At 63.8% G+C, this 24,581-nt stretch carries 28 protein-coding genes; 9 read left to right on the plus strand and 19 right to left on the minus strand.

Going from position 1 to position 24,581, the window contains the following annotated elements; translation table 11 throughout:
• Positions 1–2: 2 nt before the first annotated feature.
• The 7 genes from OIE68_RS42160 to OIE68_RS42190 all read right to left on the minus strand — a co-directional run bounded on the left by OIE68_RS42160 (position 3) and on the right by OIE68_RS42190 (position 4,900).
• Complete coding sequence (locus tag OIE68_RS42160; RefSeq protein ID WP_327096460.1) at positions 3–1,382, minus strand: hypothetical protein; 1,380 nt, start codon at positions 1,380–1,382, stop codon at positions 3–5.
• Between the two features lie 5 nt (positions 1,383–1,387).
• The gene (locus tag OIE68_RS42165) at positions 1,388–1,687 is read right to left on the minus strand and encodes a WXG100 family type VII secretion target (RefSeq protein ID WP_327096461.1); all 300 of its coding nucleotides are present in this window, start codon (positions 1,685–1,687) and stop codon (positions 1,388–1,390) included.
• Positions 1,684–2,022 carry an ESX-1 secretion-associated protein gene (locus OIE68_RS42170; protein WP_327096462.1) on the minus strand — a complete coding sequence of 113 codons (339 nt, stop codon included), beginning with the start codon at positions 2,020–2,022 and terminating at the stop codon, positions 1,684–1,686. Before OIE68_RS42170 ends, OIE68_RS42165 begins: the two co-directional genes overlap by 4 nt.
• Positions 2,023–2,328: 306 nt before the next feature.
• Positions 2,329–2,901, minus strand: a complete 573-nt coding sequence (locus OIE68_RS42175) for a hypothetical protein (protein WP_327096463.1) — start codon at positions 2,899–2,901, stop codon at positions 2,329–2,331.
• A gap of 4 nt (positions 2,902–2,905) precedes the next feature.
• Positions 2,906–3,433: a DUF3558 domain-containing protein gene (locus OIE68_RS42180; protein WP_327096464.1), complete on the minus strand. Its 528-nt coding sequence runs from the start codon at positions 3,431–3,433 to the stop codon at positions 2,906–2,908.
• Between the two features lie 373 nt (positions 3,434–3,806).
• Positions 3,807–4,013, minus strand: coding sequence for a DUF397 domain-containing protein (locus OIE68_RS42185; RefSeq protein ID WP_327096465.1), 207 nt, complete (start codon positions 4,011–4,013; stop codon positions 3,807–3,809).
• A complete protein-coding gene (locus OIE68_RS42190; protein ID WP_327096466.1) occupies positions 4,010–4,900 on the minus strand; it encodes a helix-turn-helix transcriptional regulator in 891 nt (296 codons plus the stop codon). Before OIE68_RS42190 ends, OIE68_RS42185 begins: the two co-directional genes overlap by 4 nt.
• 288 nt (positions 4,901–5,188) lie before the next feature.
• Between OIE68_RS42190 and OIE68_RS42195 the strand changes: the two genes are divergently transcribed.
• From OIE68_RS42195 to OIE68_RS42210, 4 genes are all read left to right on the plus strand, one after another.
• The gene (locus tag OIE68_RS42195; RefSeq protein WP_327096467.1) at positions 5,189–5,332 is read left to right on the plus strand and encodes a hypothetical protein; all 144 of its coding nucleotides are present in this window, start codon (positions 5,189–5,191) and stop codon (positions 5,330–5,332) included.
• Positions 5,333–6,069: 737 nt separating this feature from the next.
• Positions 6,070–6,384: a hypothetical protein gene (locus tag OIE68_RS42200; protein ID WP_327096468.1), complete on the plus strand. Its 315-nt coding sequence runs from the start codon at positions 6,070–6,072 to the stop codon at positions 6,382–6,384.
• Complete coding sequence (locus tag OIE68_RS42205) at positions 6,381–6,695, plus strand: hypothetical protein (RefSeq protein WP_327096469.1); 315 nt, start codon at positions 6,381–6,383, stop codon at positions 6,693–6,695. Before OIE68_RS42200 ends, OIE68_RS42205 begins: the two co-directional genes overlap by 4 nt.
• Positions 6,689–6,820 carry a hypothetical protein gene (locus tag OIE68_RS42210; RefSeq protein ID WP_327096470.1) on the plus strand — a complete coding sequence of 44 codons (132 nt, stop codon included), beginning with the start codon at positions 6,689–6,691 and terminating at the stop codon, positions 6,818–6,820. The genes OIE68_RS42205 and OIE68_RS42210 overlap by 7 nt, the downstream gene beginning before the upstream one ends.
• Before the next feature lie 83 nt (positions 6,821–6,903).
• Here OIE68_RS42210 and OIE68_RS42215 read toward each other — a convergent pair whose 3' ends face one another.
• From OIE68_RS42215 to OIE68_RS42235, 5 genes are all read right to left on the minus strand, one after another.
• The gene (locus OIE68_RS42215; RefSeq protein ID WP_327096471.1) at positions 6,904–7,458 is read right to left on the minus strand and encodes a TerD family protein; all 555 of its coding nucleotides are present in this window, start codon (positions 7,456–7,458) and stop codon (positions 6,904–6,906) included.
• 23 nt (positions 7,459–7,481) lie between these two features.
• Complete coding sequence (locus OIE68_RS42220) at positions 7,482–8,231, minus strand: TerD family protein (RefSeq protein ID WP_327096472.1); 750 nt, start codon at positions 8,229–8,231, stop codon at positions 7,482–7,484.
• A gap of 162 nt (positions 8,232–8,393) precedes the next feature.
• Complete coding sequence (locus tag OIE68_RS42225; protein ID WP_327096473.1) at positions 8,394–8,906, minus strand: hypothetical protein; 513 nt, start codon at positions 8,904–8,906, stop codon at positions 8,394–8,396.
• 57 nt (positions 8,907–8,963) lie between these two features.
• Complete coding sequence (locus OIE68_RS42230) at positions 8,964–10,154, minus strand: DUF6973 domain-containing protein (RefSeq protein WP_327096474.1); 1,191 nt, start codon at positions 10,152–10,154, stop codon at positions 8,964–8,966.
• On the minus strand, positions 10,151–10,456 hold the full coding sequence (locus OIE68_RS42235) for a hypothetical protein (RefSeq protein WP_327096475.1): 306 nt from the start codon (positions 10,454–10,456) through the stop codon (positions 10,151–10,153). The genes OIE68_RS42230 and OIE68_RS42235 overlap by 4 nt, the downstream gene beginning before the upstream one ends.
• Positions 10,457–10,528: 72 nt before the next feature.
• Here OIE68_RS42235 and OIE68_RS42240 point away from each other — a divergent pair, with 72 nt between their 5' ends.
• Entirely contained in the window at positions 10,529–10,957 is a 429-nt protein-coding gene (locus OIE68_RS42240; RefSeq protein ID WP_327096476.1) for a YbaB/EbfC family nucleoid-associated protein, read from the plus strand.
• A 50-nt stretch (positions 10,958–11,007) separates the two neighbouring features.
• On the opposite strand, the gene OIE68_RS42245 is transcribed toward OIE68_RS42240, so the two are convergent.
• The 7 genes from OIE68_RS42245 to OIE68_RS42275 form a co-directional block, all read right to left on the minus strand.
• Positions 11,008–14,670, minus strand: a complete 3,663-nt coding sequence (locus OIE68_RS42245; RefSeq protein ID WP_327096477.1) for a hypothetical protein — start codon at positions 14,668–14,670, stop codon at positions 11,008–11,010.
• Positions 14,671–14,696: 26 nt separating this feature from the next.
• A complete protein-coding gene (locus tag OIE68_RS42250; RefSeq protein WP_327096478.1) occupies positions 14,697–15,416 on the minus strand; it encodes a DUF4157 domain-containing protein in 720 nt (239 codons plus the stop codon).
• A gap of 6 nt (positions 15,417–15,422) precedes the next feature.
• Complete coding sequence (locus OIE68_RS42255) at positions 15,423–17,507, minus strand: PASTA domain-containing protein (protein ID WP_327096479.1); 2,085 nt, start codon at positions 17,505–17,507, stop codon at positions 15,423–15,425.
• A 112-nt stretch (positions 17,508–17,619) separates the two neighbouring features.
• Positions 17,620–19,662: an ATP-binding protein gene (locus OIE68_RS42260; protein WP_327096480.1), complete on the minus strand. Its 2,043-nt coding sequence runs from the start codon at positions 19,660–19,662 to the stop codon at positions 17,620–17,622.
• The gene (locus tag OIE68_RS42265) at positions 19,659–20,273 is read right to left on the minus strand and encodes a DUF4255 domain-containing protein (RefSeq protein ID WP_327096481.1); all 615 of its coding nucleotides are present in this window, start codon (positions 20,271–20,273) and stop codon (positions 19,659–19,661) included. Before OIE68_RS42265 ends, OIE68_RS42260 begins: the two co-directional genes overlap by 4 nt.
• 13 nt (positions 20,274–20,286) lie before the next feature.
• Positions 20,287–20,901: a helix-turn-helix transcriptional regulator gene (locus OIE68_RS42270; RefSeq protein ID WP_327096483.1), complete on the minus strand. Its 615-nt coding sequence runs from the start codon at positions 20,899–20,901 to the stop codon at positions 20,287–20,289.
• Positions 20,902–20,985: 84 nt separating this feature from the next.
• Positions 20,986–21,762, minus strand: coding sequence for a hypothetical protein (locus OIE68_RS42275; RefSeq protein WP_327096484.1), 777 nt, complete (start codon positions 21,760–21,762; stop codon positions 20,986–20,988).
• Here OIE68_RS42275 and OIE68_RS42280 point away from each other — a divergent pair.
• From OIE68_RS42280 to OIE68_RS42295, 4 genes are all read left to right on the plus strand, one after another.
• On the plus strand, positions 21,746–23,224 hold the full coding sequence (locus OIE68_RS42280) for a peptidoglycan DD-metalloendopeptidase family protein (RefSeq protein WP_327096485.1): 1,479 nt from the start codon (positions 21,746–21,748) through the stop codon (positions 23,222–23,224). The two genes, OIE68_RS42275 and OIE68_RS42280, sit on opposite strands and share 17 nt — an antisense overlap.
• Positions 23,221–23,730: a hypothetical protein gene (locus OIE68_RS42285; protein ID WP_327096486.1), complete on the plus strand. Its 510-nt coding sequence runs from the start codon at positions 23,221–23,223 to the stop codon at positions 23,728–23,730. Before OIE68_RS42280 ends, OIE68_RS42285 begins: the two co-directional genes overlap by 4 nt.
• A 10-nt stretch (positions 23,731–23,740) precedes the next feature.
• A complete protein-coding gene (locus tag OIE68_RS42290; protein WP_327096487.1) occupies positions 23,741–24,235 on the plus strand; it encodes a hypothetical protein in 495 nt (164 codons plus the stop codon).
• 158 nt (positions 24,236–24,393) lie between these two features.
• Complete coding sequence (locus tag OIE68_RS42295; protein WP_327096488.1) at positions 24,394–24,546, plus strand: hypothetical protein; 153 nt, start codon at positions 24,394–24,396, stop codon at positions 24,544–24,546.
• Positions 24,547–24,581: the final 35 nt, after the last annotated feature.

The following is a 24,581-nucleotide window of genomic DNA, read 5'->3' on the forward strand; positions in this document are numbered from 1 at the left end:
ATCTACGGGATCGGATACATGGTAATAATGCCACCGAATCGGTCGGTAATTATCTTGTATCGACTGGTGGCGTGACCACCCAACTGCTCTGACACGCTGCCGATGACTTTACCGGCGTCAACCTCGCGTTCAAAATTGCCGTCGTGGTTCGGTCCTCGTGCCGGTGAGTTTTCGGCTGCCTCGGCCAGCTCGTCGAGTGCCTCTCCGGAAATCGTGTCAGGCCATGTGCCCTTTGAAGGATTATAGTTGGGAGCGCCTTTGACATGCTTCCCAAGGATGTACTTTTCAACTTCATCAGTCATACCCGGAGCCGGGTTGCCCGGAGCCGGCGGCAAGTTCTCGAATTTGTCTGACTCATCGATGTAAACCTTCATGGCGATGATGGCACCGAGTTTGAGGGCGATATCGGTGAGGCTGGGGACCTTGTCGAATGCAGTGACGGTGAAGGCTGCGGCACCCGCCACTGCGGAGGCCGTGCCGATTATTTTGATGAGTTTGCTGGTGTCGTAGGTGCTTTTGAGCACTCTGGCGGTGTTGCCGGCGATCGCTACGACGCCGACGCCGGCGGCGATGTCGCTGAGGGCGGCGGTGATCCAGGTGGCGGCGACGCCGATGACGACTGTGGTTCCGGCTGCTATCAAGGCGTTGGTGACCGCGTCCCGGAATTTGTCGCGGGTTTCGGAGGTAGCGGCGCTGTATTCCCCGACGGGTGTGGCGAGGTTGAGGGACGCGGAGGCAAGTTGAGTGGCACCGCCATTGAGGGTGGTGAGGTGGCCGAGGAGTGGTTCGAGGCCCTTTTTATCCTGGATATCGCTGAACAGGTTGGTGATCTCGGTGATCCTGGATGCGGCATCGGTGATGGTTTTGTGTTCGGCGAACGTTCGCCATGTCGATGCGGCCTTGGCGAGCTTGTCTTTGTTGCCGTTGGGCAGCTTGCTTCCGAACTCTTCCTGGATCTTCCCGACCAGGGCGTCGTAGAAGCCGGGGATACTGCCCTGTCCCTCGGTGACGCCGTCGCCGTTGTTGCCGACCGAAGTCGGGATTGTCACCTTGTACTCCGACATCGCCGTCACGGTGGGCCGGTCGGGCATCGGGTTGGAGTTATTGGCCAGTGCCCAGTTGTACCCGGCGGCGTAGAGCATGTTGCCGAAGTTGGTGAGGGCGTCGGCCAGGTTCGTACAGGTCTGCATCGTTTCCTGGGCGACGCGGTCGTAGGTCTTGCCCCATTGTTCGCAGCCCGCGGTGTTACCGGCCATGCTCGCGCATTCACCTTTGACCGCATCGTGGACCGGTTTGTCGGCGGTACGGAGGTCGGTGGCCAAGGCGTGGCATTTCTTGCCGGCGTCGTAGTAGGTCTGCCAGTCGATAACCAGTACACCCATGTTTCTTATCCCTGGGAGAACATTTTGTAATTCGTGTCGTGGGCGGTGGTGTAGCGCGTGTGGGCCGCCTTGGCCGCGTCGCTCATATCCTTCACGCCTTCGACGAATTCCCTTGCACCAGTGACCCATTGAGTGTGGGCATCGGCATATGCCTGGGCGGCAACACCTTCCCACCCACTCCCGGTCAAGGTAGCGACCCGATCGTCGATTTCATCGAGATGCTCGCCAATGAAGCCAGCGAGTCCGGACAGACGGACCACGATCTCATCGAGATGGTCCAGGTCGACCGAAAACTGAGAGCTCATGGCAGATCCAAACTCGAAGTGTTCAATACAGCGGCGTTGCTCTCATCACGCGCCTGATAGGTATCTGCAGTGACGCCGAGCTTTTCCGCCATCCCAGTCAGGGCGGTCATGATCGTGGTGCCGCCATCGCGGACCTCGGTCCAGCCCTCTGAGAATTCATTGGCCGCGTCCCCGGTCCAGCTGCCATCGGTCAGCGAAGCGACGTCCTTAGCCGCGGAGTCCAGTGCCGATCGCAGTGCCTCGGCCAACTCGTAGACGTACTTGCCAACCTCCCGCACCTTCTCGGGCACCACCGAGAGGTTCTGGCCAGAGGCTGGTGTCCCCCCATCACTCATGACGCGAATCCTAACCGATGCCCGTTGGGGTAGCGATAGAGCGAAGTGGGAGACCTTGGGACGCTGGGTGTGTAGGTCAGCGTGTCGCCTTCGACAGCTGCCTTGTTGGGTCGTCCACTTCGAATTCCACAGTGTGGCTATGGATCTCGACATTCAGTGGGCCGAATTCCGTCATGTACAGATCGGTCTCCCGTGCGGGCTGCGAACTCCTGTGCCGCTCGTACATGGTCGGCTGCTGCGTGGTAGTTCAGCGTCCGGGCGTCCTTGATCGCACTGGCCAGCGCGCCCCTGGATGATTCGAAACACTCATTTCGAGGCACCGACGGCCGGCGGCGAAATCACGCCCAGTTGGGTCGGGGTACCGATCTGGCTGGGTTCTACATTCGCATTCAACTCGTTGTAGCGAGCGGCGAATTCTTGATCCTGCTCGACGTATTTCTGGGCGATTGCGCGGTGGAGGTTTTGGATCTCCTCGACGATCTGATAGTGCTGCTCGAGGATGTCGAAGACGTTATTGTCCGAGTCCGTGGCCGGATTGACAATTTTGGCCTTACCGCGGAAGCGAGCCACCAGCGTCGCGGCCGAACTCATGCCGTCCGTCGTCTCGCCGAGACCCCAGTACTTTCGGTCCGAGATCGATTCCGCGATCCGTTGAAGGTTCCGGATCTCGTCCATGAAAGCCTGGCAGTCACGTTCGATGTAGACGAACTCGTCGGCGTTAACCCGCACTTCATTGCTGAAACTGACAGTCAGCTTGCCATCCTGAGCGTCCTTGATCGCGCTGGCCAACGGACCCGCAGACTGTGGCGTCGTATCGCTGCTCATCGTTGATCTTCCTCCCCTGTGCTCTTCGGTTTTGAACCAACCGAAGGTCGGCACAAGTCTAGAGGGTGGCAGGTATCGCTGGAACGATCTGCTCCGCCAGACGCTTAGCGATGTCACAAGAGTGCTGGGAGGCAGTCAGTTTGGCCGAAGGCGGGTTGCTGATACTGAGCTCGAGGCTTCCGCCCTTCATCTCAACGAGAAGGATGCAGTGCTCATGCTGATCCGTCTGATCATCGCTTGGGCGATAGGTAAGTGCCGCCCGCCCAGCTACATTGAGATCATCGGTCACAGTGTACTGACTGTTTGCGTGCACCATCGCCAGGGTGATGTTGGTGGTATCGATCGAGCCGAAGTAACCGTTGGACTGAACCCAGCCGCATCCGCGCCACTTGATGCCACCAGGCCTATCCGTGTTGTCGGCCCCCCCGTTCTTCAGCTTCTCCGACTGAATAAGACTCTGCGGGAGGTCTTTACACGCATCAAACCCCGCTGGTACATCCGCCGCGATGGTCGGCGTCACCGAGGCACTGTTCGTACTGCCCTTCGACTCCCCACCGGAATTGCACGCCGAAATCAGCATGATCATCCCCGCACCGAGAACCACACCCCGGACCACCCCACTCCAGCTGGCCATCTCGTCCTCTCGCGCCGGTGCCATCCCCGACCTGGGGCCGGACCGGCTTCCCCGCCCCCACAAAGCTCGTCTTGACCGTACCGGCCAGGTCACCACCACGCAAAGGCGTTGGTGATCCTGCAGAGTGGGTTCTACAGAGCCGCGCACGACGACAACGATGACGCTGGATGCGACGCTGCGGTTGCTTCGGATGTCGCCATCGTCAGCCGAGTAGATGCACGTCCACTTACCGTCGCCGACGCGCGGGCGTCGAGCCCTGAGAAAGGAATAGCCCCAGGCGACGAAAGCACCTGGAGCTCATTCAGTTTCGTGTGTCGACCGCCGATCAGGCGCGATCGAACTCGCCTTCTTTGACTCCTGCCGCAAAGGCATCCCACTCCGCGGGACTGAAAACCAGCGCCGGACCGGTGCGATCCTTGGAGTCCCGCACGCCAACCATGCCCCCGTTGAGGTGTGCAACTTCCACGCAGGCCTGGGCGTCCTTGCTGCGGCTGGACTTGAACCACTTTGCCCCGGATAGGTCGATGCTCACCCTTCGTACTCCCTTGCTATCTGGGCCACCAGTTCCCTGGATTTCCCCTCATCCAACGCGACACGCCGGATGCCCGCAAGTCCGGAGCGATACTGGTGAATCTCCGGCTCACGTTCCAGGTAGAGGGCACCTGTGTACCCCTCCACGTATACCACCGGGGGCTCCGACAGGTAGGCGGTCGGATGTTCAGGGAACTCCAGCAAGACGAAGCTCCCTACCTGCAGGCCGATATGCATTCCCGCGCTGAGCGGTACGACGCGAATCGACACGTTAGACATTTGAGACGCCTCTTCGAGGTGGCGCAGCTGGCGTCCCATAACCGCCGGACCACCGATCGGGTACCGCAACGCCGACTCGCACAACAGAGCATGCACAGTAAAGTTCTGGCTATCCTTCCGAAGCCGCTCTTGCCGCCGAATCGTCAACTCTACGTTGCGCTCCACCTCGGTCGGACTGACCTGCGGCTGCAGTGCCCAGACACCGGCGCGTCGATAATCGGCGGTCTGGAGGAGACCCGGCATCAGTGTGAGCTGAAAGGTCGTAAGCTCGCTGGCAAACTCTTCCAGGCCGATGAACAGGGCGAAGACTTCTGGAATGACATCTTCGTACGGGTGCCACCAGTTCTTCTGCTCGGCCAGCTCCACGAGACCGACAAGGACCTTCGTCTCGTCCGATGCCGCTCCGTACAGCTGGCAGAGTGCTTGCACATAAATCTCTTTCAGCTTCGGTCCCTGCTGTCCGGTTTCGATCCGCCACAACGTCTGCGCCGATACCCGAATGGCCTGCGCCGCAACCTTGGGCGGTACGCCCGATCCTTCCCGCAACCGCTTGAGCGCTCGGCCGAGCATACGACGCGGCAGAGTGGAGCCCGTTGAACCGATGGACATTCCTTAGCCTCGCTATCGGGTGATGTCGGTTTGGAATAAGTTTGCTCCTCGCCGTGGAATTTTGGAACAAACTTGGTCAATTCACGCGCTGAAATCTTCCACAGCTCTGCTGAGAAGCGTACTACTGAAATCACCCCGGTAGCCGGGATGTACCCGCCGCCTCAGTGAATCACTTTGTCACACAGGTTGTTTCGGCCTCGGCTACCGGGGATTCCAGATACTCACACCCACGTTCGGAGTCTCCGTATGCATGGCCTGCCCGTAACGAGCCACAGCGAATTGCCTGTGATGACAATCGAATACGCCCACGCGGTGATGCAGGCCCATCTGGACTGCGCTGCGTCGATGTGCCCGGTCAAGGCGCAGGCGAAGAAACGGCTGATCGAGGCCGGGCGGTTGGTCCCGGCCGATGTTCCGCACCAGGGGTTCTGATATGGCCGCCGATCCCATCGAGCACCGGTATCCGAGCCAGGCGATGGCACCGGCGCAGATGCATCGGGAGATCTCCCGCGATCTACACGCCGACTGCACGGTAGGGACGTGTGAGATGTTGCGCGGCTGTTGGACACGCCTGATCGAGACGGGACATCCGCACCCCACCGATTCGCCCGCTGACTGCCCGACCTGCACCAGCCCCTCTGTCTGACAACAGATCTCCGAAACCGGACAACCGAGGGGTGCTGTCCAATGCCCGCTCTGATCGTCGTGCTCACTACCCTCCTTTACGGAGTGCGGCTGGTCTATGCCGTCGGGAACTTCACGCCGATCCGGGCGCGGAGAACACCGGTCAGGATGGCCGGTGACCACCCGAAACCTGAACCGCCGCCGATCGAGAGCGGTGCACGACGATTCGGAACGGAACTGCCGCAATGTGATCCGTTCATCGGTCCAGCGGCCGACTACAGCGGCGCACCAGCCGATGTAGTCGAACGGTTCGCGGACGCGGTCTGCGAATGCGCAGATCAGCCCGTGCCCACACCATCGTGCCGGAGCCGGGGTGCCGCATCCCCCGGCAGCGGGCGTGCCAACGGTTCGTCGTAGCCCCTCCGACGGGTCGATGCCATGTTCCCCATCGGCACATCGACCGACCAGCCGAACCACCCGGTCGGTGGCGACTGCTCCTCGGCGACGGGTGCTTACCAATACGCGATCAGGAGGAACAACACGGAATGAGCCCGGACATGGATATCTGCCAGCAGTACACGCCATGGCGATCTACAACCGCCGATGCCGACGAGAGAAGGCCGAAAGCCGTCCGCCTCGAACGGACCAATGGCCCGGAGCGCGTGATCGAGACTTGTTGTCACGCCGAGCGGCTGGACTGTCGCTATTTCGTTGATCCCAAGCTACCGGCGGCGCCCGGCCCCGACATGCAGACCTTGCTGGATGTACTGGATGGGCTGACCGACCCCGGTGCGGATGCCGCGGCGCTCGCCGCACGGCTCACACCGACAACCGCACCCCGCGATGCAAGGCAGCGATGAGGCCGCTTCCGACCGCGCTGGGTTGGATAGACCCGGTGGTCACCGGAATGTCGGAATGGGATGCGGCGCAGGTGCGGCGGCTGGCGCGGCGGCTCGGCTACGCGCTGGTGTGGCCGCCGGACATCACGCTGGTGCCACTGGTCGACCAAGTTCGGGGCGCGGATGTGGATGCGGTGATCATGCCGTCGCCGCTGCACATGGATGTGCTGATGTTGCATGCGGTGATGTGTGTCGCGGACGTCGAAACTGTTGCTCCGCGAATGTCTTTCGCTCGATGGACCGCGTTCTCGTGTGGGAGGCAGGGATGGTGAGTTGGAGCACGGCCGGGCTGGTGCTGGCGGCTGGCGTGCCGTTGGCGGTGTTGGTGTGGGCGCTGTGCTGGCCGGTGCGAGTGTCGCAGCGTACGCCCAAGCGCAAGTGGCGCGGAAGTGAATAGCGAAGACCCACGAGGATTTCGGCTGCTTCGAAAGCGGTGGCTTGGGCGCGGAAGGCGCATTTCAGGACGCGGCAGTCGTTGAATCAGAGGGTCGTCAGCACGAACCGTTTGCCCGGGTCCACCATCTTGCGCACGGTTATGCCCTTGGCATATTCGCCGAGGGCCGTCATATTCCAGCCGTGCGTGCCGCGCGTGAGCATGCACATGAACACACCCGTGGTCGGCTCGCCCTTGGACAGTTCGAATCGCACTAGCTCCGTACCGGATTGATCGTCCACCAGGCGGCAGTGTGCGCGGCCCACCTGGTCGAACTTGTGGCCCGCGAACGAGTTCACGGTGAAGACCAATGCGTAGACTTCGGGTGGCAGTGCGGTGAGGTCGACCGTGATGACCTCGTCGTCGCCTTCGCCGTGGCCGGTGAGGTTATCGCCGGAGTGCCGGATGGCGCCTTTGAACGCTTCCTGCTTCAGGAACCAGACATTGACCAGCTTCTTGGCTCGGTGGTCGTATGCGATGACCGACGCGTCCAAGTCGATATTCCGGCCGTGTACCGCCGGGTCCCAACCCAAACCCATTCGTACCCGGCTCAGCGGCGGCGCGCCGTGCTTGGTGAGAGAGACGGTTTCGTTCTTGCGCAACGAGACTCGGCCCTTGTCGAGGCTCAGCGTCGGCTGCCCGAACTGCGCGCTGCGCCCGGGTGCGGCGTGACGGCGGCTGCGGCGGGCCGCTGTTGGGCGATGGGTTGCAGGGCTGGGGCGGATGGTTGCTGGGCGTAAGGCTGTGGTGCGGCGGGCAACTGTTCGACGTACGGCTGTGGCGCGGAGTATGGCTGCGGTCCGGCGTGTGGCTGGCCTGCTGGTGCGGCAGGGGACTGGGGGACCGGCGCGACGGGCGGCGATGCCGGCTGGCTGATGCTCGGCGCGTCGTCGACAGTGATCCCGAAATCGGCTGCGATACCTGCCAATCCATTGGCATACCCTTGCCCAACCGCGCGCACCTTCCAGGCACCCTGACGCCGATAGAGCTCACAGGCGATCAGGGCGGTCTCCGGGCCCAAACCGGTCGGCACGAAGGTGGCCAGGACCGCCCCGGTGGCACCATCGGTCACCGAGATCCGCAGCGGGCCCGCCTGTCCCCAGTCGGCGGACCCGGAACCGTCGAGGCTGGCGGTGACGACAATCTTGTCGATATCGCCGGGCACCGCACCCGGGACAATGCGGATGGCGTCCGGAGGATGCACGTCCACGCCAGGCGCGGTCGGCTGGTTGTAGAAGACGAAATCACTGTCGGAGCGAACTTTCCCGGCGGGCGTGAGCAGCAGCGCCGCCACATCCACTGCCGCTGCAGCAGCTACCGCGACCCGCACCTCTCCCGCGGTAACCGGCGCGTTCGCACCCTTGACCAATTCCATGAGCCCTCCCTTGCTACCGCACCACCGTATCGGCTGTCGGCACCTCGGGCATGGGCTATTTCGACGCTCGCACGCCGACTTTCGATCTCGACGGGACCGATCCGGGTGAATCCGGAGGGCAATTCGTTTTCACAGTGTCTGAACGCCGTCAATACACGCGTGCTAGGAGAATTGCTGTATGTCCAGCACCCATACCGTGCCACGGGACAGCGGTCCCTTGTCTTGCTCCTCTCTCGCTTGCACAAGAGAATCGGGCGTCGCGTACTTGTGGGTACCCACACTGTGGCGCGGCAGTTTGTCATCGAAGGCGTAGACAACCTTGCCTCCGCGCACGAAGACCTGCATTGCGGAGTCCGAGCCTTGCGCCAGCCCCTTCCAATCGAGGTCCGGGGTGCCGAGGACGGCATTGACCTTGTCCTCGGTGTTCGGGGAGTAGAAGCTGTACATCCGATCCCATTCGCCAATACCTACTCCGGATTCGGCGACGATATCGCCGAGTCGTGCGCTGCCATGTGCATCCTGCACCCGATCGAATGCCGCTGCCAGAGAGGGATTCTCGGCTTGAACGGTCACGCTCTCACCGCTGAACGGGAGCTTGCATCCGGCGGTGGCTGTGACAACAGCCGCCAGTGCGCACAGCCCTGATACCGCTCGAGTTGTCGTGTTCATGCTCACTGATCGAATCTCCTTAGGAGGAAGTCCCAATTCACCAGGAAGTATCGATCCTGTGTGTCACTTGGGCGAAGGTCGGTCGTTCGGTAGTGGGGTACCGGGCAGGAACTTCGGATTCTTATCGAACAGGTCCGAATCCACGGCTTGACCTTCGGCGACCTGGTTGGTGCGGCTGAGCTGTTTGTCCTGGTTGATCAGCACGGTATCCCCGCGCTGGACAGCGTCTTTGGCGAGATCGCGCAACTCCTCCTGGCTTGCGCCGGGATTGTTCAACGCGATCGAACGTCCGATTTCGTTGTTGTACAGGTCCATTGCCTCGCGCACGGCGGCGTTATCGGGTCGGCCTTCGTGCTTGGAGGTGTATTCCTTGGTCCAGTCCTCGCCGAATTCCTGAGTCATCAGCGCGTTCCAGTAAGTGTGGCGGAAGGCGTCGGTGTGGTTGTCCTGGGTATTGTCGTTGGGGAAGACTTCCTTGGCAGTGTCCTCCGCCTCGGTCATAATGCGATAGAACCGAATTTTGTCGCCGAGGCTGAGCTGATCGAGCATGGCGGCCTCGCTCGCCGTGACATCCTTGGGCTCGAAGTCGCCCAAGCTCTTTGCTTCCATCAACGCCTTGAGCGCCCCATCCGGCCACTTCACCATTCCGTCCGGATCGGCCTCGACCTGATAGTCGGTCACGATCCGCTCCAGTTCGGCGTCGGGCGGGATCGGCACGTCGGCGAATGCGTTTTCGATGGATTTGCGGGCGGATTCCGCAGCATCGGCCGCGTCCTGGAGCGCTTTGACGATTTTCGTCCCATGGTCGTTGGCAAGTTTGCGCAACACGAAATCGGCTGTCAGCCAGGAGGTGTCCTCGGATTGGCTGTAAAGCCAGGCCAGAGTCGCGTCGTCGTAGCTGACCACACCATTCTCGGCGACGATGAACTTCTGGTTCTCGGCCTCGGTAATCGCGTTCACCGCAGTGGATTTCGCGAAACCTAGAATGTTGGCAATCTGCGAACTGGCCAGCTCGCCCTTTTCGAAGGCGGTGACCACCTTGGATAGAGACGATAGGGCCTCGGTGCCCTTATCGCGCATGGCATCGCTTGCGTCGCCACGCCAGAAGCCAGGGGAGTCCGCGAGTTGGCGGGAAATGGCTCCGTGCTCGTCGGTGATGGACTGGACCCCGCGGCCCCATTCCAGCCCTTGATCGGCCAGCGGGGCAACGTTCCAGGCGCGGATCTGCGACTTGGTCGGTGGGATCGCACTCATCGGGGGGCGTCCTCGAGCGCCTGGACCGCACCCGCGGTGTGCTGATCGCGGTTGTTGTACTCGACGATGCTGATTCCGGCTTTGTCGGTGATATCAGTGAGCTGAGCGTTGACGCCACGCACGCTTGCTCCCCCGCGCCACCCGGCTTTGAGGTAGGCGTGGCCGAGGCCCGAGCCTGGCAATGCAGATTCGATCGCGGCGATGAAGCTGCTGGTGGGGACGCCAGCCAACACGTCACGGGACTGGTTCAGCGCGCCGATCATGCCCTCCACCGCTGGCTGGTCGACATAGAGTTCGGTCATCAGATCCCTCCCCTGAAAGTGCCGCTACGCTAGCACGGCTGCAATGGGTCATCGGGAAGGGCGGAGTCGAGGATGTATCCGAACAGTGGGGACATCGACCCGATCACCGGTCGGATGGAGGCAGTGCGTCGGGCGTTGCTGACTGATACGGCCAGCGCCGGGCGATACGGGGTCACCGTCGAGGTGGGCGCGGACGGAACATTGGCTGCGGTGCGCATCGATGAGAGTGTTACGCCGTACGGGGCCGAGCTCGGCAAGCTGATCACCACTCTCGCTCGGGAAGCGCTCGACGAAGCGCGAATCAACGTGCGTGAACGATTGGCCGAGTTCAATGCGGATCCGCGGATCGAGGCGGCACTCGACAATCTCGAGCTCGCCGCGGGACGTCCGCATGTGGTGAAGCCGAAAGTTCAGTCGCAACCTATGACGTACGAAGACGAGCTCACCGAGGACGAGTTGATCGAGCTCAACGAGCGGCGCAATCAGTCATGGTTCCGCTAGCCGGGCCGTTGGGGAAGTGCGGTCGGCACGAATGGGCAGCGGACGGTATGTCATTTGCCCGCAGCTGCTTTGACCTCCGCCGCAAGTTTGGAGAGCGCATCGGCCGTTATCGCGACGTTCTCGAATTCCGCCTCCACGCCTTGATCGTCAAGCTTCTCCTTGACCGTGTCACCGGGCTTCACATCGCTGGGCAGGACGCCCACCGTGACTATCTGACGGGGCGAGAATGCGACGACGGCATAGGGTTTTTCGTCGATGGTCACGACGGCCGGGATATCAGCTGCGGTCTTCATGTCGACATCCGGGCTGAATCGCTCGCGATTTCGAACCGCCTGGCCGGTAGTAGCCTCGCGATACTTGGCAGCCATGAGTGATTCGATCCTCGACTTGAATCTGGTCGTGACCTTGGCCTGCGCTGCCGCGTACGGCTCACCGGGGCAGTGCTGCGCAATGAGGTCTTCGATGACTTCTTTTCGGAGGAAGTCCTTGTCGCTCATCTGGTATTCGCCCTGCGGCGTGGTGGATATGCGGCTGTAGCGATCGTGCTCCTCGGCGAGCTTGTACTTCTGGCGTTCGCTCGACTTCGCCTCGTAGATCTTGTGAATCTTGACCACACGCCTGTTGTTCTCCATGCCGAGGGTTGCGAGAACACCGTCGGTGAGAGATCTGCCGCCCATGCTGAGACGACGTCCCGCTATGAACTCCGGCTGCGGTCGTCCCTTGGCATCCTTCGCTGGTTTGCCAGGCTTCGAGGGATGCGCCTTGGCCTTAGTGCGGGCCAGTATCCCCTCCATGATCGCCGACTTGATCAGATTGATGTTGGGCGCTTGGTCGAAGACGTGGGTGATCTCGTCTCGGTCGAGTCCGCGTGCCTGCAGCTTTGTCGCCGGAGGTTTATCCCACTGAATGCCCTTGGCCGCTTTGGCGGCCGTCACCTTCGTCGCGCGTTGCACCTCCGCGTGCACCGCCCAGTGATCACCCTGCTGCACGGGCTCGACCACCTGCAATCCGTACCGCAGCCGTACGGCGCTCAGTAGTGGTCGCAGCACACTTTCGCCGACGGTCTTGCCGGAGAATCGGTTTGCGATCGACACACCGGTCGCGAGTCCACTCTCGAGCCGCTTCTGCTTGCCCTCCGGGCTGTCGTCCCCGCCGCGAAGTTTGGCTTTCACCTTGTCTGCGGCTCGTCCGGCCGCCTTCCCGAGTTTCGAATTCTTCAGCTTCCCCAGGAACTTCTTCCCGTACTTCACCGCGACGCCGATGAGCTTGTCGACCACCTGGCCGACCGGTTTTTGCACCGTCTCCAGGATCTTCTTGATCTTGTCGGCGATGCCGCCGAGACCGAGCAGGCTGGCCAGGCCGCTGATGAGCATGGGGACGGTCTTGGAGAGGGTGCCTTCGATCAGGGCGGCGACTTTGCCGACACCGCCGGAGGCGATCGATTCGACCGAATCCAGTACCGAGTCGACGAATTCCTTGAGGCGCTCGGCATTGTCCACGAACCACATGACCGCGTCGTAGATCATTTTGCAGGCCTTGACGAAGGCGGCCGCGGGGTTGAGTAGTGAGATCAGCCAGGTGATTCCGGCGGTGATCACCTTGCTGATCACGAATTCCCGGATCTGGCCCATCACTTGCTCTTTGAGGTCGGTGATCTTCTGCGCGATCCACTTCCACAGTCCCGGAATGCCTTCGGTGACGATCGCCTTCACGAAATCGACGGCTCCCTCGATCTTCTGCATAGCGGGTTCGCCGACGACCTTGACGATGCGCGCGCGGATCGAGTTCCAGGTGAGGCCGAGCAGTGAAAGCAGCAGCGTAATAATGCCTTTGAGGTCGAACTTCGCCGGAATCTCGATGCCTGCCTCGGCGAGGGCCCCGAACAGCCAGCCCTGTAGGCCCTTCTTCAGGTGCGTTCCGATATTCGACATGAAGTTGCTGATCCCGGCCTTGACCGCATTGACGAAATTGCCGAGGAAGGCGATCGGATCCTTGATGATCTTCTCGACCGCACCCGCCGCCCGCGCCAGTACGCCCAGGAGCATGTCCTTTAGTTTCTTGATCGTCTCGATCGCGCCGCCGACCGCATCGATGGTCTTGCCGACCAGCCCCTTGTTCTCGTCCTGAAGTTTCTTGATCTCCTCGTCGATTCCGTCGCGCGCCTCGCTGTAGCGGGTCGCCAGATCGTCGACCAGCGACTGCTGCTTCTCGTCGACGGTTTTCTCCAGATCCGCGAATTGCGAACCGATTTCATCGACGGCCTGCCCTGCGAGCTTCTGCAAATTCGCCGGTTGTTCGGCGACGAACTTCTGAACTTGGGTGCGCCCCTGCGCAATCCGCTCTTTGGCCCGGTTCAACTGGGTCCCGACGGTGTCGGCGATATCGCTGATGACCGCCGACATCTTGGACTCGTAGAGCTTCTTGGACTCCAGGAAGAGGTTATTCGCCTCGGCGGGCATATCGAGGAGCAGATCCTTCACCCACAGTGTGGGTCCGAGCGGACCGCCGTAGCGGCGCAGCTTGTACTGCCACATCCGCTCCTTGTGGTCGGCGGTGAACGCCTCCTTGGCCTTGCGTTCGCCCTCCTCGAACTTCTGGGCCACCAACCCGTCCAGACCGGTGAGGATCTGTTCCACCTCGGTCTTGGTGGCGTCGAAGATCTTGTTGATCTCCCCGGTGATGCGCGCGCGTTCGGCCTCGTCCTTGGCTTTGGTGGCATCCTTGCCCGCTCCGGTGGCCTGCAGCGAGGCGGACTTGGCCGAACCCATCGCGGCCAGACCGGTTTTTGCGCTCGCACCGGCCTGATCCTTGGCCGCGGCGAGGGTGGCGGCTTCCTGCTGGCGGAATTGCGCAGGCGCTGCGGCGTCGTGGGACTGCAGCTCCTTCTTGGTGTCCAGCGCGCCGGTGAACTCGGGCTCGTTGGATTTGGCGAGTTGTTCGTCGGTGACTCCGGCCTCGGCCATCTTCGCGTTGGCCTCGCAGCTGCCCGCACCGAGCTGGACCTGTTCGGCGGGTGCGGGTTTCGGCGCCGCCGCCGCGGGATCGGGCGTGACGGGTTGGCGGGCCGGTGGCGCGGCGGGCATCGCTGTGACCGGTTTGTCTTTGGCGACGGAAGTGTCCGGTGTCGCTTTGGTGGTATCGGCGACATTTTTCGCCGAGGACTCCTTGCCCGCGCTGACCTTGCCGAGCACCTCGTTCTTGACCTGATCGGCCTTGCCGGAGGTCGCGAATTTGTCGGCCTCGTCGAGATTCTTGGGCGCTTTGGCCGCGATCGCGGTATTGACCGCGGCGATGAATCCGGCCTTGTCGAAGCCCGCCGGTTTCGCTGCCGCCATGGTCGCGGTGTGTGCAGCTTTGGCCTGTGCGTCCTTATCGTCGGCCGGTGCGACGGCGGCGTCCTGGGCCGCCTTGACCTCCTTCGCCGGGGCCGGATGTGCTTTTGCCGCAGCCGATTCCGCCGCGACCTGATCGGTGGCCGCTGCGAACTTCGGATCCTGCTTCGGTGTCATCGAGGTCGGAGCCACGATGGGCGGTAGACATGCCGATGCATCCTCGCCCGCGCTGAGTCGCTGAGCGAACAGCGCGGCGACGGCGCCGTTGCCAGCGGTCGCCTGCAACCGCTGCATCGCATTCGCGGTGCCGACCGCGCGCACCGGAGTCGCCGGATTATGCGGCGGCCGAGGCGGTTTCGATTTGCGGGCGGGCTCGGGCATGCTCTGACTCCGATCGAATCACCGGCCTACGCCGACTCCTCGTCCTCTTCGCTCTCGGCGCGCTGGACATAGGTTTGCGCCGTCGGCTCCTCTTCCTCCTGCTCGGCGGGCGCTTCGGTCCGCTGGACCGCGGCCGGTTCGTCGGCGCAGCGCTGTACCGCGGGCTCGGCCGCCACTGATGGCGCGGACATCACGCGGTCGGCATTGGCGACGGCCTCCCGTTCGAATCGGTCCGACGGGTCGCTGACCTTCACGCCCCCACCGGCGTCGGTGCCATCGACCGGGCCGCCGCGCTGCTGCACCACATGGGTGAGTTCATGGGCGAGGGTGTGCCGTCCGGCATCCGATGACGGGTCGTAGGTGTCGCGCTGGAAGACGATATCGGAGCCAACCGTGTAGGCGTGGGCGTTCACGGATTTGGCCGACTGATGCGCGCGGTCGTCGGTGTGTACACGCACGTCGCCGAAATCCTGTCCGAAGCGGGATTCCATATCGGCGCGCACCTCGGGTTCGAGCGCGGCGCCGCCGCCGGATCCGATGACGCCGTGCACCGGCGACTGCTCCTCGAATAGCGTTGTCGTACCGGCATTTCCGGCGGTGCGCTGCAATCCGAGCAGGCCGCTCGGCGTTACCGCGTCCAGCCGTCCCGACAGTGCCGCGCGCAGTTGCGCAGCGGTCGGGTCCTCGACCCGGCTCGACTTGGGGCGAACCGTTTCCTCGGCGGTCTCGTGGTCATGTGCTCGCATGATTCCTCACTTGGCGTGTCGATCCTTGTCGGCTGCGTTGTCCGTCGCGGCGTCGGTGCGGGATTGCGGTACCACGCAGACGTGGTCGTCTTTCACCGCCTCCCGCCACACATAGCCTTGGATGCAGGTATCCGGTCCATAGGTGTGGTCGGTAGCACTGACCCGTGCAGCGGCTTGGCTGTTCTCCGTTTTGGTGCGATCCGCGATCGTTTGGGTGACACAGACGTGGTCGTCAGGTTTGGCGAGCCGGAAGACGGAACCTGACTTGCACGGCGGTCCCTGCGATACCGTCACGGTGACCACCGTGTCCTTGGCGACCGCGGTCTTCGCGACGGGGTCGGTCGATATCACAGCACCGTCGGCGATCTTGGTATCCGGCTGTTCGACCACCTTGGTCTTCAGCCCGGCCGCGGTCAGAGCCGAGAGTGCGTCGGCCCTCGATTTCTTGGTCACATCGGGGATCGGGATAGGCGCTGGACCGCTCGAAACGGTGACCTTGACCGCGGATCCCTTGTCCACCTCGGATTTCGCGGCGGGATCGGTGGCGATGACCTTGCCCGCGGCGACGGTGGCGTTCGACTGTTCCGCGATGTCGGCAGTCAGACCAACGGCCTGAATCTTCTCGGTTGCTTCGGCTTTCGACTTTCCGATCACATCGGGTACCTCGACCTGTTCCTTACCGTCGGTGCCACCCGTACCGCCGGTCGTGGTCGGTGGAGCCACCGTGGTGGTCGGCGTCGGACCGGTCGATACCTTGAGAACGATCTTGCTGCCTGGTTCCTTCTTTTCGCCCGCCGCGGGACTGCTCGAGATCACCAACCCTTTGGCGATGGCCGGATCCGGCACTTCGATGGACCGCTCGACCTCGAATTGCGCCGCTTTCAGCGCGGCCTCGGCATCGGCTCGCCTCAACCCCTCCACATTCGGGACCTCGATCAGGCATCCGCCGTCACACGGCCCGATCGACACGAACAGCTGGACCGGCTCACCGTGCTTCAACTCATATCCCGCAACCGGTTTGGACTCGATCACCTGGCCCAGCGGCACATTCGGGTCGGCCCGTTGCACGATGACCGGCTTATAGCCCGCGTTCTCCAGGATCTGCTCGGCAGCGAGCTGGATCATGCCGGTGGTTCCCGGCACCGTGTCCTTGTGCTTGGGCACCAGCGCGACAACGGCCAACGTCAGCGCGAGCAGTACCACCACCGCGGTAGGCACCCACCACGGGAAGACCGGAACCTGATTCCGTACACCGTTCAGCCCGATCGGGGGAGCGCCGTCGGCCGGACTCACCTGAGCGGTGAATGCATGAGATTCCGTGCGGCCGAACCACTTTCGTGATCCACCCACCAATACCGACGTTTCGGCACTCGCACCCGGCGGGAGGGTGGTGATGGCCTGCGGTGGTTCGAAGGTCAGCGCACCGGCCCGGTCGGCGAGCACCACCTGCACGCCCAACGGAACATTACCGAGATTCGTGGCCACCACGGTATGCCGCGCGGGTTTGCGCCCGCGACTGGATTCCGGTTGCAGCGCCGCCTTCAACTCGGTGAACGAGCCGATGGTCACCGTGCCGGAGACCTTGTCCTCGACCCTGGCGTTTACCCGCGATCGCGCGCCGACCACGAATGGCGCGCGCCCGGCCCGCACCCCGGCATCGCGTGGTGGTGCGAACCGAAGCACCGCGGTGACCTTCGCATCCGGATATACGCTGAGCACAGCGGGTTCCAGATATGCGAACGGTCGCAGCGGACCGGCGACGCCGAGCTCGAACTCCTCCACCCGGGTGCCGGTGTTGTGCACGGTCACCGTGCTGACCACGGCCGCGCCCGGATCGACGCTCAACTCGGTCGGGTCCATGGTCACCCGGACCCCGAAGCGCTGTGGGCTCGACGGTGTCGCCGGACCGTTCGGTTGCCGAGGCGGCCCGGGGAAGACCCCGACCGTCTCGGCGCGCGTCGGGGTCGGCGGCTTTGCCGCCGGATCCGAGAACGCCGTCGTCGCCCAACCCAGGTACGTGCGGCACTGCGGATTCACGCAGAATTCGGCATTCTCGGAGTTGGGCTGTCCGCAGTTCGAACATTCGCGCACGGCCGATCTCCTTCCGTCACGTGAGTCGAGTATGCGCGGCAGCGACGCCGCCGACAGTCGACCGGCGTGACGGCGAAAGGGCAGCCAATACTGCCCGATCGGGCAATCCGCACTAGCGCAGAGCTTCGTGGTATTCGCCGAATTCCGTTGCCAGGGTGAGTCTTCCGAGCTTGCGGTACTCCCGGTGCACACCGGTGACGAGGTCTGCGGTGCGTAGTTCCCTTCCGGCCTCCGCGGCCGAATAGGCGGCGGTGACGACGGCCGAGCGGATATTGCCGCCGGACAATTCGAAACCGCGGGCGCAGAAATCCAGGTCGAGATCTGCGGCCCGGGGAATCCTGGTGCCGATGCAGCGCTCCCACAGGCTGCGCCGCGCGCTCTCGTCGGGCAGCGTGTAATTCACCACGACATCGAGGCGCCGAGTGAAGGCGTCGTCCAGATTCGCCCGCAGATTCGTCGCGAGAATGGCCAGTCCGTCGAAGGATTCCAAGCGCTGCAGCAGATAGGCGCTTTCGATATTCGCGTATCGGTCGTGTGAGTCGCGGACCTCGGTGCGACGGCCGAACAGGGCATCCGCCTCGTCGAACAGCAGCACCGCGTTCACACCCGCCGCCGCGACGAAGATGCGCTCCAGATTCTTCTCGGTCTCGCCGATGTACTTGTCGACCACCGTCGCGAGATTCACGGTGTAGAGGTCGAGTCCGAGATCCGCGGCGATCACCTCCGCTGACATCGTCTTGCCGGTGCCGGAGTCGCCCGCGAACAGCGCCGTGACGCCGCGGCCACGTCCGCCGCCCGGCCGCATCCGCCACTCGTCGAGCACTAGCGCGCGCTGCCTGGCGCGCAACGCCACCTCGCGCAGTTGGTCGAGCACCGGCGCGGGCAGCACCAGATCCGACCAGCCGACGCCGGGTTCGATCCGGCGGGCCAGGTGCTCGAGGCCCGCGCCGTTCTGAGCGCGGGCACCGCGGCGCAGATCCGCCGCGGAGACCGGCCGCCCGGAAAGTTCGGCATACGCGGCGGCTGCGGCGGCGGCCCGCGCGACTTGTTCGGGGGTCAGCACGAATTGCATGGTCGCGCCCGCTGGGTCGAGTTCGTCGGGCAGTAGGTCATCGAGGGTGCTGCGCCACATGCGGGTGCGGTCCTCGGCATTCGGCGGCTCGATATCGAAGGTCAGCGGCTGCCGGGTCACCCATTCCGGATCCCAAACCGCCGTGCCGACCAGTACGACGCAGGTCGACGCCTCGGCGATCTGCCGGATGGTTTCGGGTCGTTCGGTGAAAACATCGATACCGGCCGCGATCAGCACCGCGCCGGTCAGTCGCGCCTCCAGCACCGCGGCGGACAACAGATCCGAATGTTCGGCGACCCGGCGCAGGTCGATGATCAGTACGGCGCGGTCGTGGTGTCGCGTGGCTGCGACGGCGGCGGCGACGCCACCCCCGCCGGGGCGTTCCCGCAAATAGAGCAGCGGCGCGCGGGTGCGCAGTGCCGCGACCAGTCGGGGATCCGCGGTGTCGGGGCACGGCGGTTCTGGCGAGATAGCTCGGCGCAGTTCGGGTTCAGGTGTGTTATCGCCCAGGAGGTATCCGACAACGCGGTCCGGTACGCGTAGCGTCCGTGATAGCAGTGGGCGGTCCGCGTCATCGACCGCGATCAGACCCCCACGCACCAACGCAGCGGTCGCGGCGAATCTGGCGCGACCCTCGGCCGCTGCGGCGGGCACACCGCACAGCGAAAGGGCAAGGCCCACAGTCGCTCTGCGACGGGTCACGTCGTCGTTGAGATAGCCGTACAACCATTCGAATCTGGCATCCACATCCGGTATCAGTGCGACGAGCAGGATTTCGACATCGAGGGCATCGAGTCCGAACGCGTCGACCACCCGCGCGAGCCGCACCTCCTTGCCATCGGCCTGCGCCGCAGCGGCCGCGGTATCGGCATCGATGACGCCGTGTGACTCTGGTTGATCCGGTCCGACCGGCTCGTGTTGGGTCCGCAGCAACCGGTCGACCGCGTCATCGGAGAGATACAGACCGCGAAACGGGTCGTCCGGCTGCGGGTCGCCGACGCGACGCTGCGCGACTGCCCGACGCACTCTCGCCTCGACAATTCCCAAGCGGGCCAACAGATATCGCAGACTCGACGCGCTCACCGCGACACCGCCTTACGTGGCGCGTCGACGGTCGCACCGTCGCGGTCCTGCATACCGACCGTGACACCGTCGGTCGCGGGCGGCGCGGCAGGCAGCCGTCGGCCTCCGTCCGCGGGTGCGGTGACAACGAGATCCAGCGACGGTTTCAACTCCCCGCCGAGTGCCGACCAGACGTCGGCGAAGGAGCGATCCTCCGGCGGTGGCAAGGCGATATTCAATGCCACCGGCAAGCCGATATCCGCCAGCGTCCCGTTCAGCGAGTCGGGCGGAATCTGGTCGTGGCGCAGGAAACACGACAGCAGCGCCGATAGCAGTCGATGCTCATCCTCGGGCCGCTGGGTCCACGCCGTGATCAAGTAGGAGAGTTTGAAATACCGGGGACCTTGGTGCCGATTCACCACCACGCCGCGGTCGTCGTACTCGTTGATCAGGCCGCGCTGGCGTCGCCGCAGATCCTCGCGGATGTCGTAGAGAAACATATTGACCGTCGGCGAATTGCGCCGCGCGGCCCAGTCTTTGGTCGGCGCGTCGAATACCACATCGACCTCGTTCCGATCGACCGCGTCGGCTCCGATCAGCGTCCGCAGTGCCTCGTCCACCTCGACGAACACCGTGTCACCAGCCTTAGATCAGGCCCTGGCGCAGCGCGTAGGCCACGGCATGGGACCGGTTGCGCAACTGCAGGCGGCTGGTGATGTCGTGCAGCGCATTCTTGATGGTGCGCTGCGAATAGCAGAGTTTGGCGGCGATCTCGGCCGTGTCATCGCCCTCGGCGACCAGGCGCAGGATCTCGGTCTCCCGCTGCGAAAGACCGGTCAGGCTGAGTCCGCGCGGATGCAGCACCTGGCGCTGTAACCGACCGACCTGATCGAGCAGCCGGCCGAGCAGATCGGGCGGCACCGTGCCTTCGCCGCGCGCCGCAGCACATGCCGCACGGGCCAGGCGTTCGGCCGATGCGTCCTGTCGGCGCACCAGTCCCGCGATCCCGGCCTCGACCGCCGCAGCCAATCCGTGTTCGTCGAAATCGGATGCGACGAGTACCGGGCGGCAGCTGCCGCGCTGCAGGCGCCGCAGCGTCTGCAGGGTGGACTCGTCGACGGTATCGGCGACGACCAGTGCGACAACGGCCCGCGTCGGATCGTCGGCGACCAGCACCTCCGTGCGTGATCGCAACTGGGCGATGAGACCGGCGCGCGAGATCGGGTCGCGCGCGTCGACATAGACCGCGGTTCTCTCCATCGGAGCACCTCTCGTGAGGACTGGGCTTCGAGTGCTCTCGATGCCTGGAACTCGAGCATCCGCGGACTTCTAACCGTGCACTCATCAAGAACTAAACGTGCAGGTCGTTGCCCGTTCGGGCACGGCATTCGAGGGCATCGGCGCAGGTAGGGGCCGATATTGTTCGCGGCGCTCACGACCGGGGCGGCCGCGTGGTGTCGGTTCGGGCAGGTGCGGTGCGGTTGGCGTGCGGCCACGCTGTTGTCCATTCCGCATTCGATCGCGTGGAGACATCTGGATGGGACCGATTCGTAATAACCGTGAACCGCATCGTCGGCTGGTGTCGGTGCTGCTCGTTGTGACGACCGCCGCCGTGGTCGTCGTGCTGGCGGTGAGCGGGCTGCTGTCCGGGAATCGAATCGGGTACGCCGGTGCCGCGCCGGTCACCACGTCACCCGATCCGGCTCCGGTCACGGTGGTAACCGGAACCACTGTGCCGCCGCCGGTGGCTTCGTCCGCTGCCGGGTCGACCACTCGGGTCGAGCCCACGACCACGACGACGACTACGACGGCGCCGTTGCGAACGACGGTTGCCGCCACCACGGTGACTTCGTCCGGAACCGCGACCAGCACTGGACAGACGACAACGACCACGACCTGCCCCAGCACGACCGGACCGACGGCCTCGACCACGACGACCGGTCGACCCTGCGAAACCAAAGTTTCGGCGTGCCCGACGGTCACGACAACGGCCACCACTTCCGCCGCCCCGTGCGTGGACGTCGAATCCGGTGTCTCCTCGACGATTTCAACCATCGTCACCACGACCACGTCGACCACGACGACCACAACCACCGACCGCCCGGTGGTGCTGACGACCACCGATCCGCAGATCCCGGCACCGCCGCGCAACCAGCCCGCGCCCGAACGCACGGTTCCCGACGATCTGTCCCAATCGTCGCCATGCGCGGTGATCACCGGCCCGATGGCCAAGGGGCAGTACACGGTTTCGTCGCCATTCGGTCAGCGCGGCGGTGAATTCCACCGCGGCATCGATCTCGCCGCGCGGGAGGGCACCCCGATCTATGCGGCACTGGACGGGAAAGTCTCGGCGGCCGGACCGGCGACCGGATTCGGGAACTGGATCGTCATCGACTCGACGACATCCAGCGGTCAGGTCTCGACCGTCTACGGGCATATGTACGACAACGGTCTACACGTCAGAACAGGTGACATCGTGAAGGCGGGGCAGCATATCGCCGATGTCGGCAGCAATGGCCAATCCTCCGGTGCCCATTTGCATTTCGAGCTGTGGCAGGGCCTGCGGCTGGGCAGCGGTAAAGCCGTCGATCCCGCGCCGATGCTCGAGCAGGCCGCGCCCGCGGCGTCGCAGTCGGCGTTGAAGATCGCACATGCGATCGCCGACTGTGCCGTGCGCCCCGGGACCGGCCTAGCTCCGGGCAAGGTGCCGCAGGAATTCGTGCCGTGGCTGGTCAAGGGTGCCGCCGAATGCCCGAACAGCGGTATCACCGCGCCGCTGCTGGCCGGACAACTCGAGGCGGAGAACAACTTCAACTACGGTGCGAATGCTCCGGTGTCGTCCACCGGTGCCAGGGGACCGGCGCAGTTCATGCCCGGTACCTGGGAGACCTGGAAGGTCGACGCCGACAGCAACGGTGTCGCCGATATCAACAGCATTGCCGATTCCGTTGTGGCACAGGCACATTTCATGTGCAAGAACTGGAAGGACACCTCGGCCGGGGTGAACAGCGGCTCGTTGCAGGGCGATGCGGTCGATCTCGCGTTGGCCGCGTACAACGCGGGCTTCGGGGCGGTCCAGGCCGCGGGCGGTATGCCGTCCGGCGGTGATTACACCACGCAGACCCGGCCTTATGTGCGCACCATCAGGGATCTCGAACGCCAATTCGCCGCGACCGACTTCGGTGCGACGCCGGATCAGCAGTCCGATCGCGAGGCCAAGGCGGCACAGGCGGCGAAGGAGTATCTCGGCACCGAATACACCTGGGGCGGCGGAAATACCAAGGGCCCCACGCTCGGTGGTTTCGACTCACCCGGTCTGACGAGCTACGTCACCTACGTCGCGACCAGTGGCAGCACCACGCTGCCACGTACCGTCCAGCAGCAATGGGCACAGGGCGACGAGATAGCCACCGATCAGGCGAAACCGGGTGATCTCGTATTCAGCGAATGGAATTCGAACGGAACACCGCGGCACGTCGGTGTCGCGATCGGTGGTGGCCGGATGGTGCACGCGTCGAGCACCGACGGCACGGTTGCCGAGGCAGACATCGCCGCCGATGCCAAGGTACGGAGCATGTCATGAGCATTCGCCGAATCCTGTTGGCCCTGCTGTTCGCGGCCTTCGGTATCGCGTCGATCAGCGGTTGCGGTTCGACGGTGCGCGGTCTCGCACTTCCGGCCCCGCTCGGTGCCGCTGACACCGCGGATCCGAATATCGTTCTGCGCGACGGCTTCTCGACGATGTTCGGTTGGCGGCCGCAGAGCGACAACTCACCCGACGACGCTTACGCCCGCGCCCGCCCGTACCTCACCGATCAACTCGGCGCCCGCGCTCGCGAGACCACCTCCGGCGGTGCGAAGACCCAGTGGAAGGCATGGGCGGACGCCAAGGCGAAGGTCGAGGTCACCGTGCAGGTCACGACCGACGAACATCCGGCGGATCAACCCGCGCGCATCGATCGTGTAGTGCTGATCGGGCAGGCCATCACCGATGCCGCGGCGAAACCGATCGAGAACATCGAAATCACGGTCTGGGCAACCGTTGTGCAGACCGAACAAGGCTGGCGCATCCACGCCATGCACTTCTGAAGAGGTTGCCATGTCCAAACTGCGGTACGCATTCATCCTGCTCGCGTCGCTCGCCGCGGCACTGTGCGTCGCGTGTTCCTCGACGCCGTCCGGCAGCGATGACAAACCCGCCGACAAGGCAGCGATCGAGACGATCACCTCCGGACTGCAGACCATGTTCACCTGGCGCCCGGGGGCCGATACCAGCAGGCTCGACGCATTCCGGCGGGCAACACCCTGGCTCACCGACCAGTTCGCGGCGACGTCGACCACGACCTCGGAACGCGGACCCGGTGTGCAGTGGGATCAGTGGGCGCGTGCGCGTTCCACCGTGGAGGCCACTGTGCTCATCCTGGGTACCGAGCACGGCGCCGATACCGATCAGCGGATCGATCGGCTGGCCATGATCACCCAGGATGTCAAGGCGCCCGACGGCACCGTTGTCGACCGCATCGACCTCACCGCCAAGGTGACCCTGCAGCGCTCCGGCAGGGACTGGCGCATCGATTCGGTCGAATTCGTCTGAACCGCAACGGTATTCATGCTGGCTGCGATTTCGCCGAATGCCACCGCTCGGCGGTGCCCCGTTCGGACAGACTCCCAAGTTTGGGAAATTGGTGTGCGGCGTTGTGCGTAGCATTCAGCAAGAGCGCCAAAGGGTTTCGCTCGTTAGGAGGACTAATCATGAAGTCGAACAATCGCGCGGTGGTGTCCGCTGTGGCCGATCTGCGGGGCACTCCGCTCGGGCAGCTTTCAGGTCAGAGCCTGACTGATCTGCTTGCGAATCTGGCCAACTCCTCGACCACCGGTATCTCGTTCAGCTCCGCTCTCATCTGATCCGAATACCGCTCGGCGTACCGGCTATCCCGTGA

Source organism: Nocardia vinacea (assembly GCF_035920345.1).
Classification (GTDB): Bacteria; Actinomycetota; Actinomycetes; order Mycobacteriales; family Mycobacteriaceae; genus Nocardia; species Nocardia vinacea_A.

Bases quoted from the DNA above. Each gene is read 5' to 3' on its own strand.
- OIE68_RS42240 (WP_327096476.1), top strand. From the start codon at position 10,529: ATGTATCCGAACAGTGGGGACATCGACCCGATCACCGGTCGGATGGAG.
- OIE68_RS42230 (WP_327096474.1), bottom strand. From the start codon at position 10,154: ATGAGTGCGATCCCACCGACCAAGTCGCAGATCCGCGCCTGGAACGTT.
- OIE68_RS42170 (WP_327096462.1), bottom strand. From the start codon at position 2,022: ATGAGTGATGGGGGGACACCAGCCTCTGGCCAGAACCTCTCGGTGGTG.
- OIE68_RS42180 (WP_327096464.1), bottom strand. From the start codon at position 3,433: ATGATCATGCTGATTTCGGCGTGCAATTCCGGTGGGGAGTCGAAGGGC.
- OIE68_RS42285 (WP_327096486.1), top strand. From the start codon at position 23,221: ATGAGCATTCGCCGAATCCTGTTGGCCCTGCTGTTCGCGGCCTTCGGT.
- OIE68_RS42205 (WP_327096469.1), top strand. From the start codon at position 6,381: ATGAGGCCGCTTCCGACCGCGCTGGGTTGGATAGACCCGGTGGTCACC.
- OIE68_RS42290 (WP_327096487.1), top strand. From the start codon at position 23,741: ATGTCCAAACTGCGGTACGCATTCATCCTGCTCGCGTCGCTCGCCGCG.
- OIE68_RS42160 (WP_327096460.1), bottom strand. From the start codon at position 1,382: ATGGGTGTACTGGTTATCGACTGGCAGACCTACTACGACGCCGGCAAG.
- OIE68_RS42220 (WP_327096472.1), bottom strand. From the start codon at position 8,231: ATGGAATTGGTCAAGGGTGCGAACGCGCCGGTTACCGCGGGAGAGGTG.
- OIE68_RS42245 (WP_327096477.1), bottom strand. From the start codon at position 14,670: ATGCCCGAGCCCGCCCGCAAATCGAAACCGCCTCGGCCGCCGCATAAT.
- OIE68_RS42200 (WP_327096468.1), top strand. From the start codon at position 6,070: ATGAGCCCGGACATGGATATCTGCCAGCAGTACACGCCATGGCGATCT.
- OIE68_RS42195 (WP_327096467.1), top strand. From the start codon at position 5,189: ATGACAATCGAATACGCCCACGCGGTGATGCAGGCCCATCTGGACTGC.
- OIE68_RS42165 (WP_327096461.1), bottom strand. From the start codon at position 1,687: ATGAGCTCTCAGTTTTCGGTCGACCTGGACCATCTCGATGAGATCGTG.
- OIE68_RS42250 (WP_327096478.1), bottom strand. From the start codon at position 15,416: ATGCGAGCACATGACCACGAGACCGCCGAGGAAACGGTTCGCCCCAAG.
- OIE68_RS42210 (WP_327096470.1), top strand. From the start codon at position 6,689: ATGGTGAGTTGGAGCACGGCCGGGCTGGTGCTGGCGGCTGGCGTGCCG.
- OIE68_RS42295 (WP_327096488.1), top strand. From the start codon at position 24,394: ATGAAGTCGAACAATCGCGCGGTGGTGTCCGCTGTGGCCGATCTGCGG.
- OIE68_RS42235 (WP_327096475.1), bottom strand. From the start codon at position 10,456: ATGACCGAACTCTATGTCGACCAGCCAGCGGTGGAGGGCATGATCGGC.
- OIE68_RS42270 (WP_327096483.1), bottom strand. From the start codon at position 20,901: ATGGAGAGAACCGCGGTCTATGTCGACGCGCGCGACCCGATCTCGCGC.
- OIE68_RS42190 (WP_327096466.1), bottom strand. From the start codon at position 4,900: ATGTCCATCGGTTCAACGGGCTCCACTCTGCCGCGTCGTATGCTCGGC.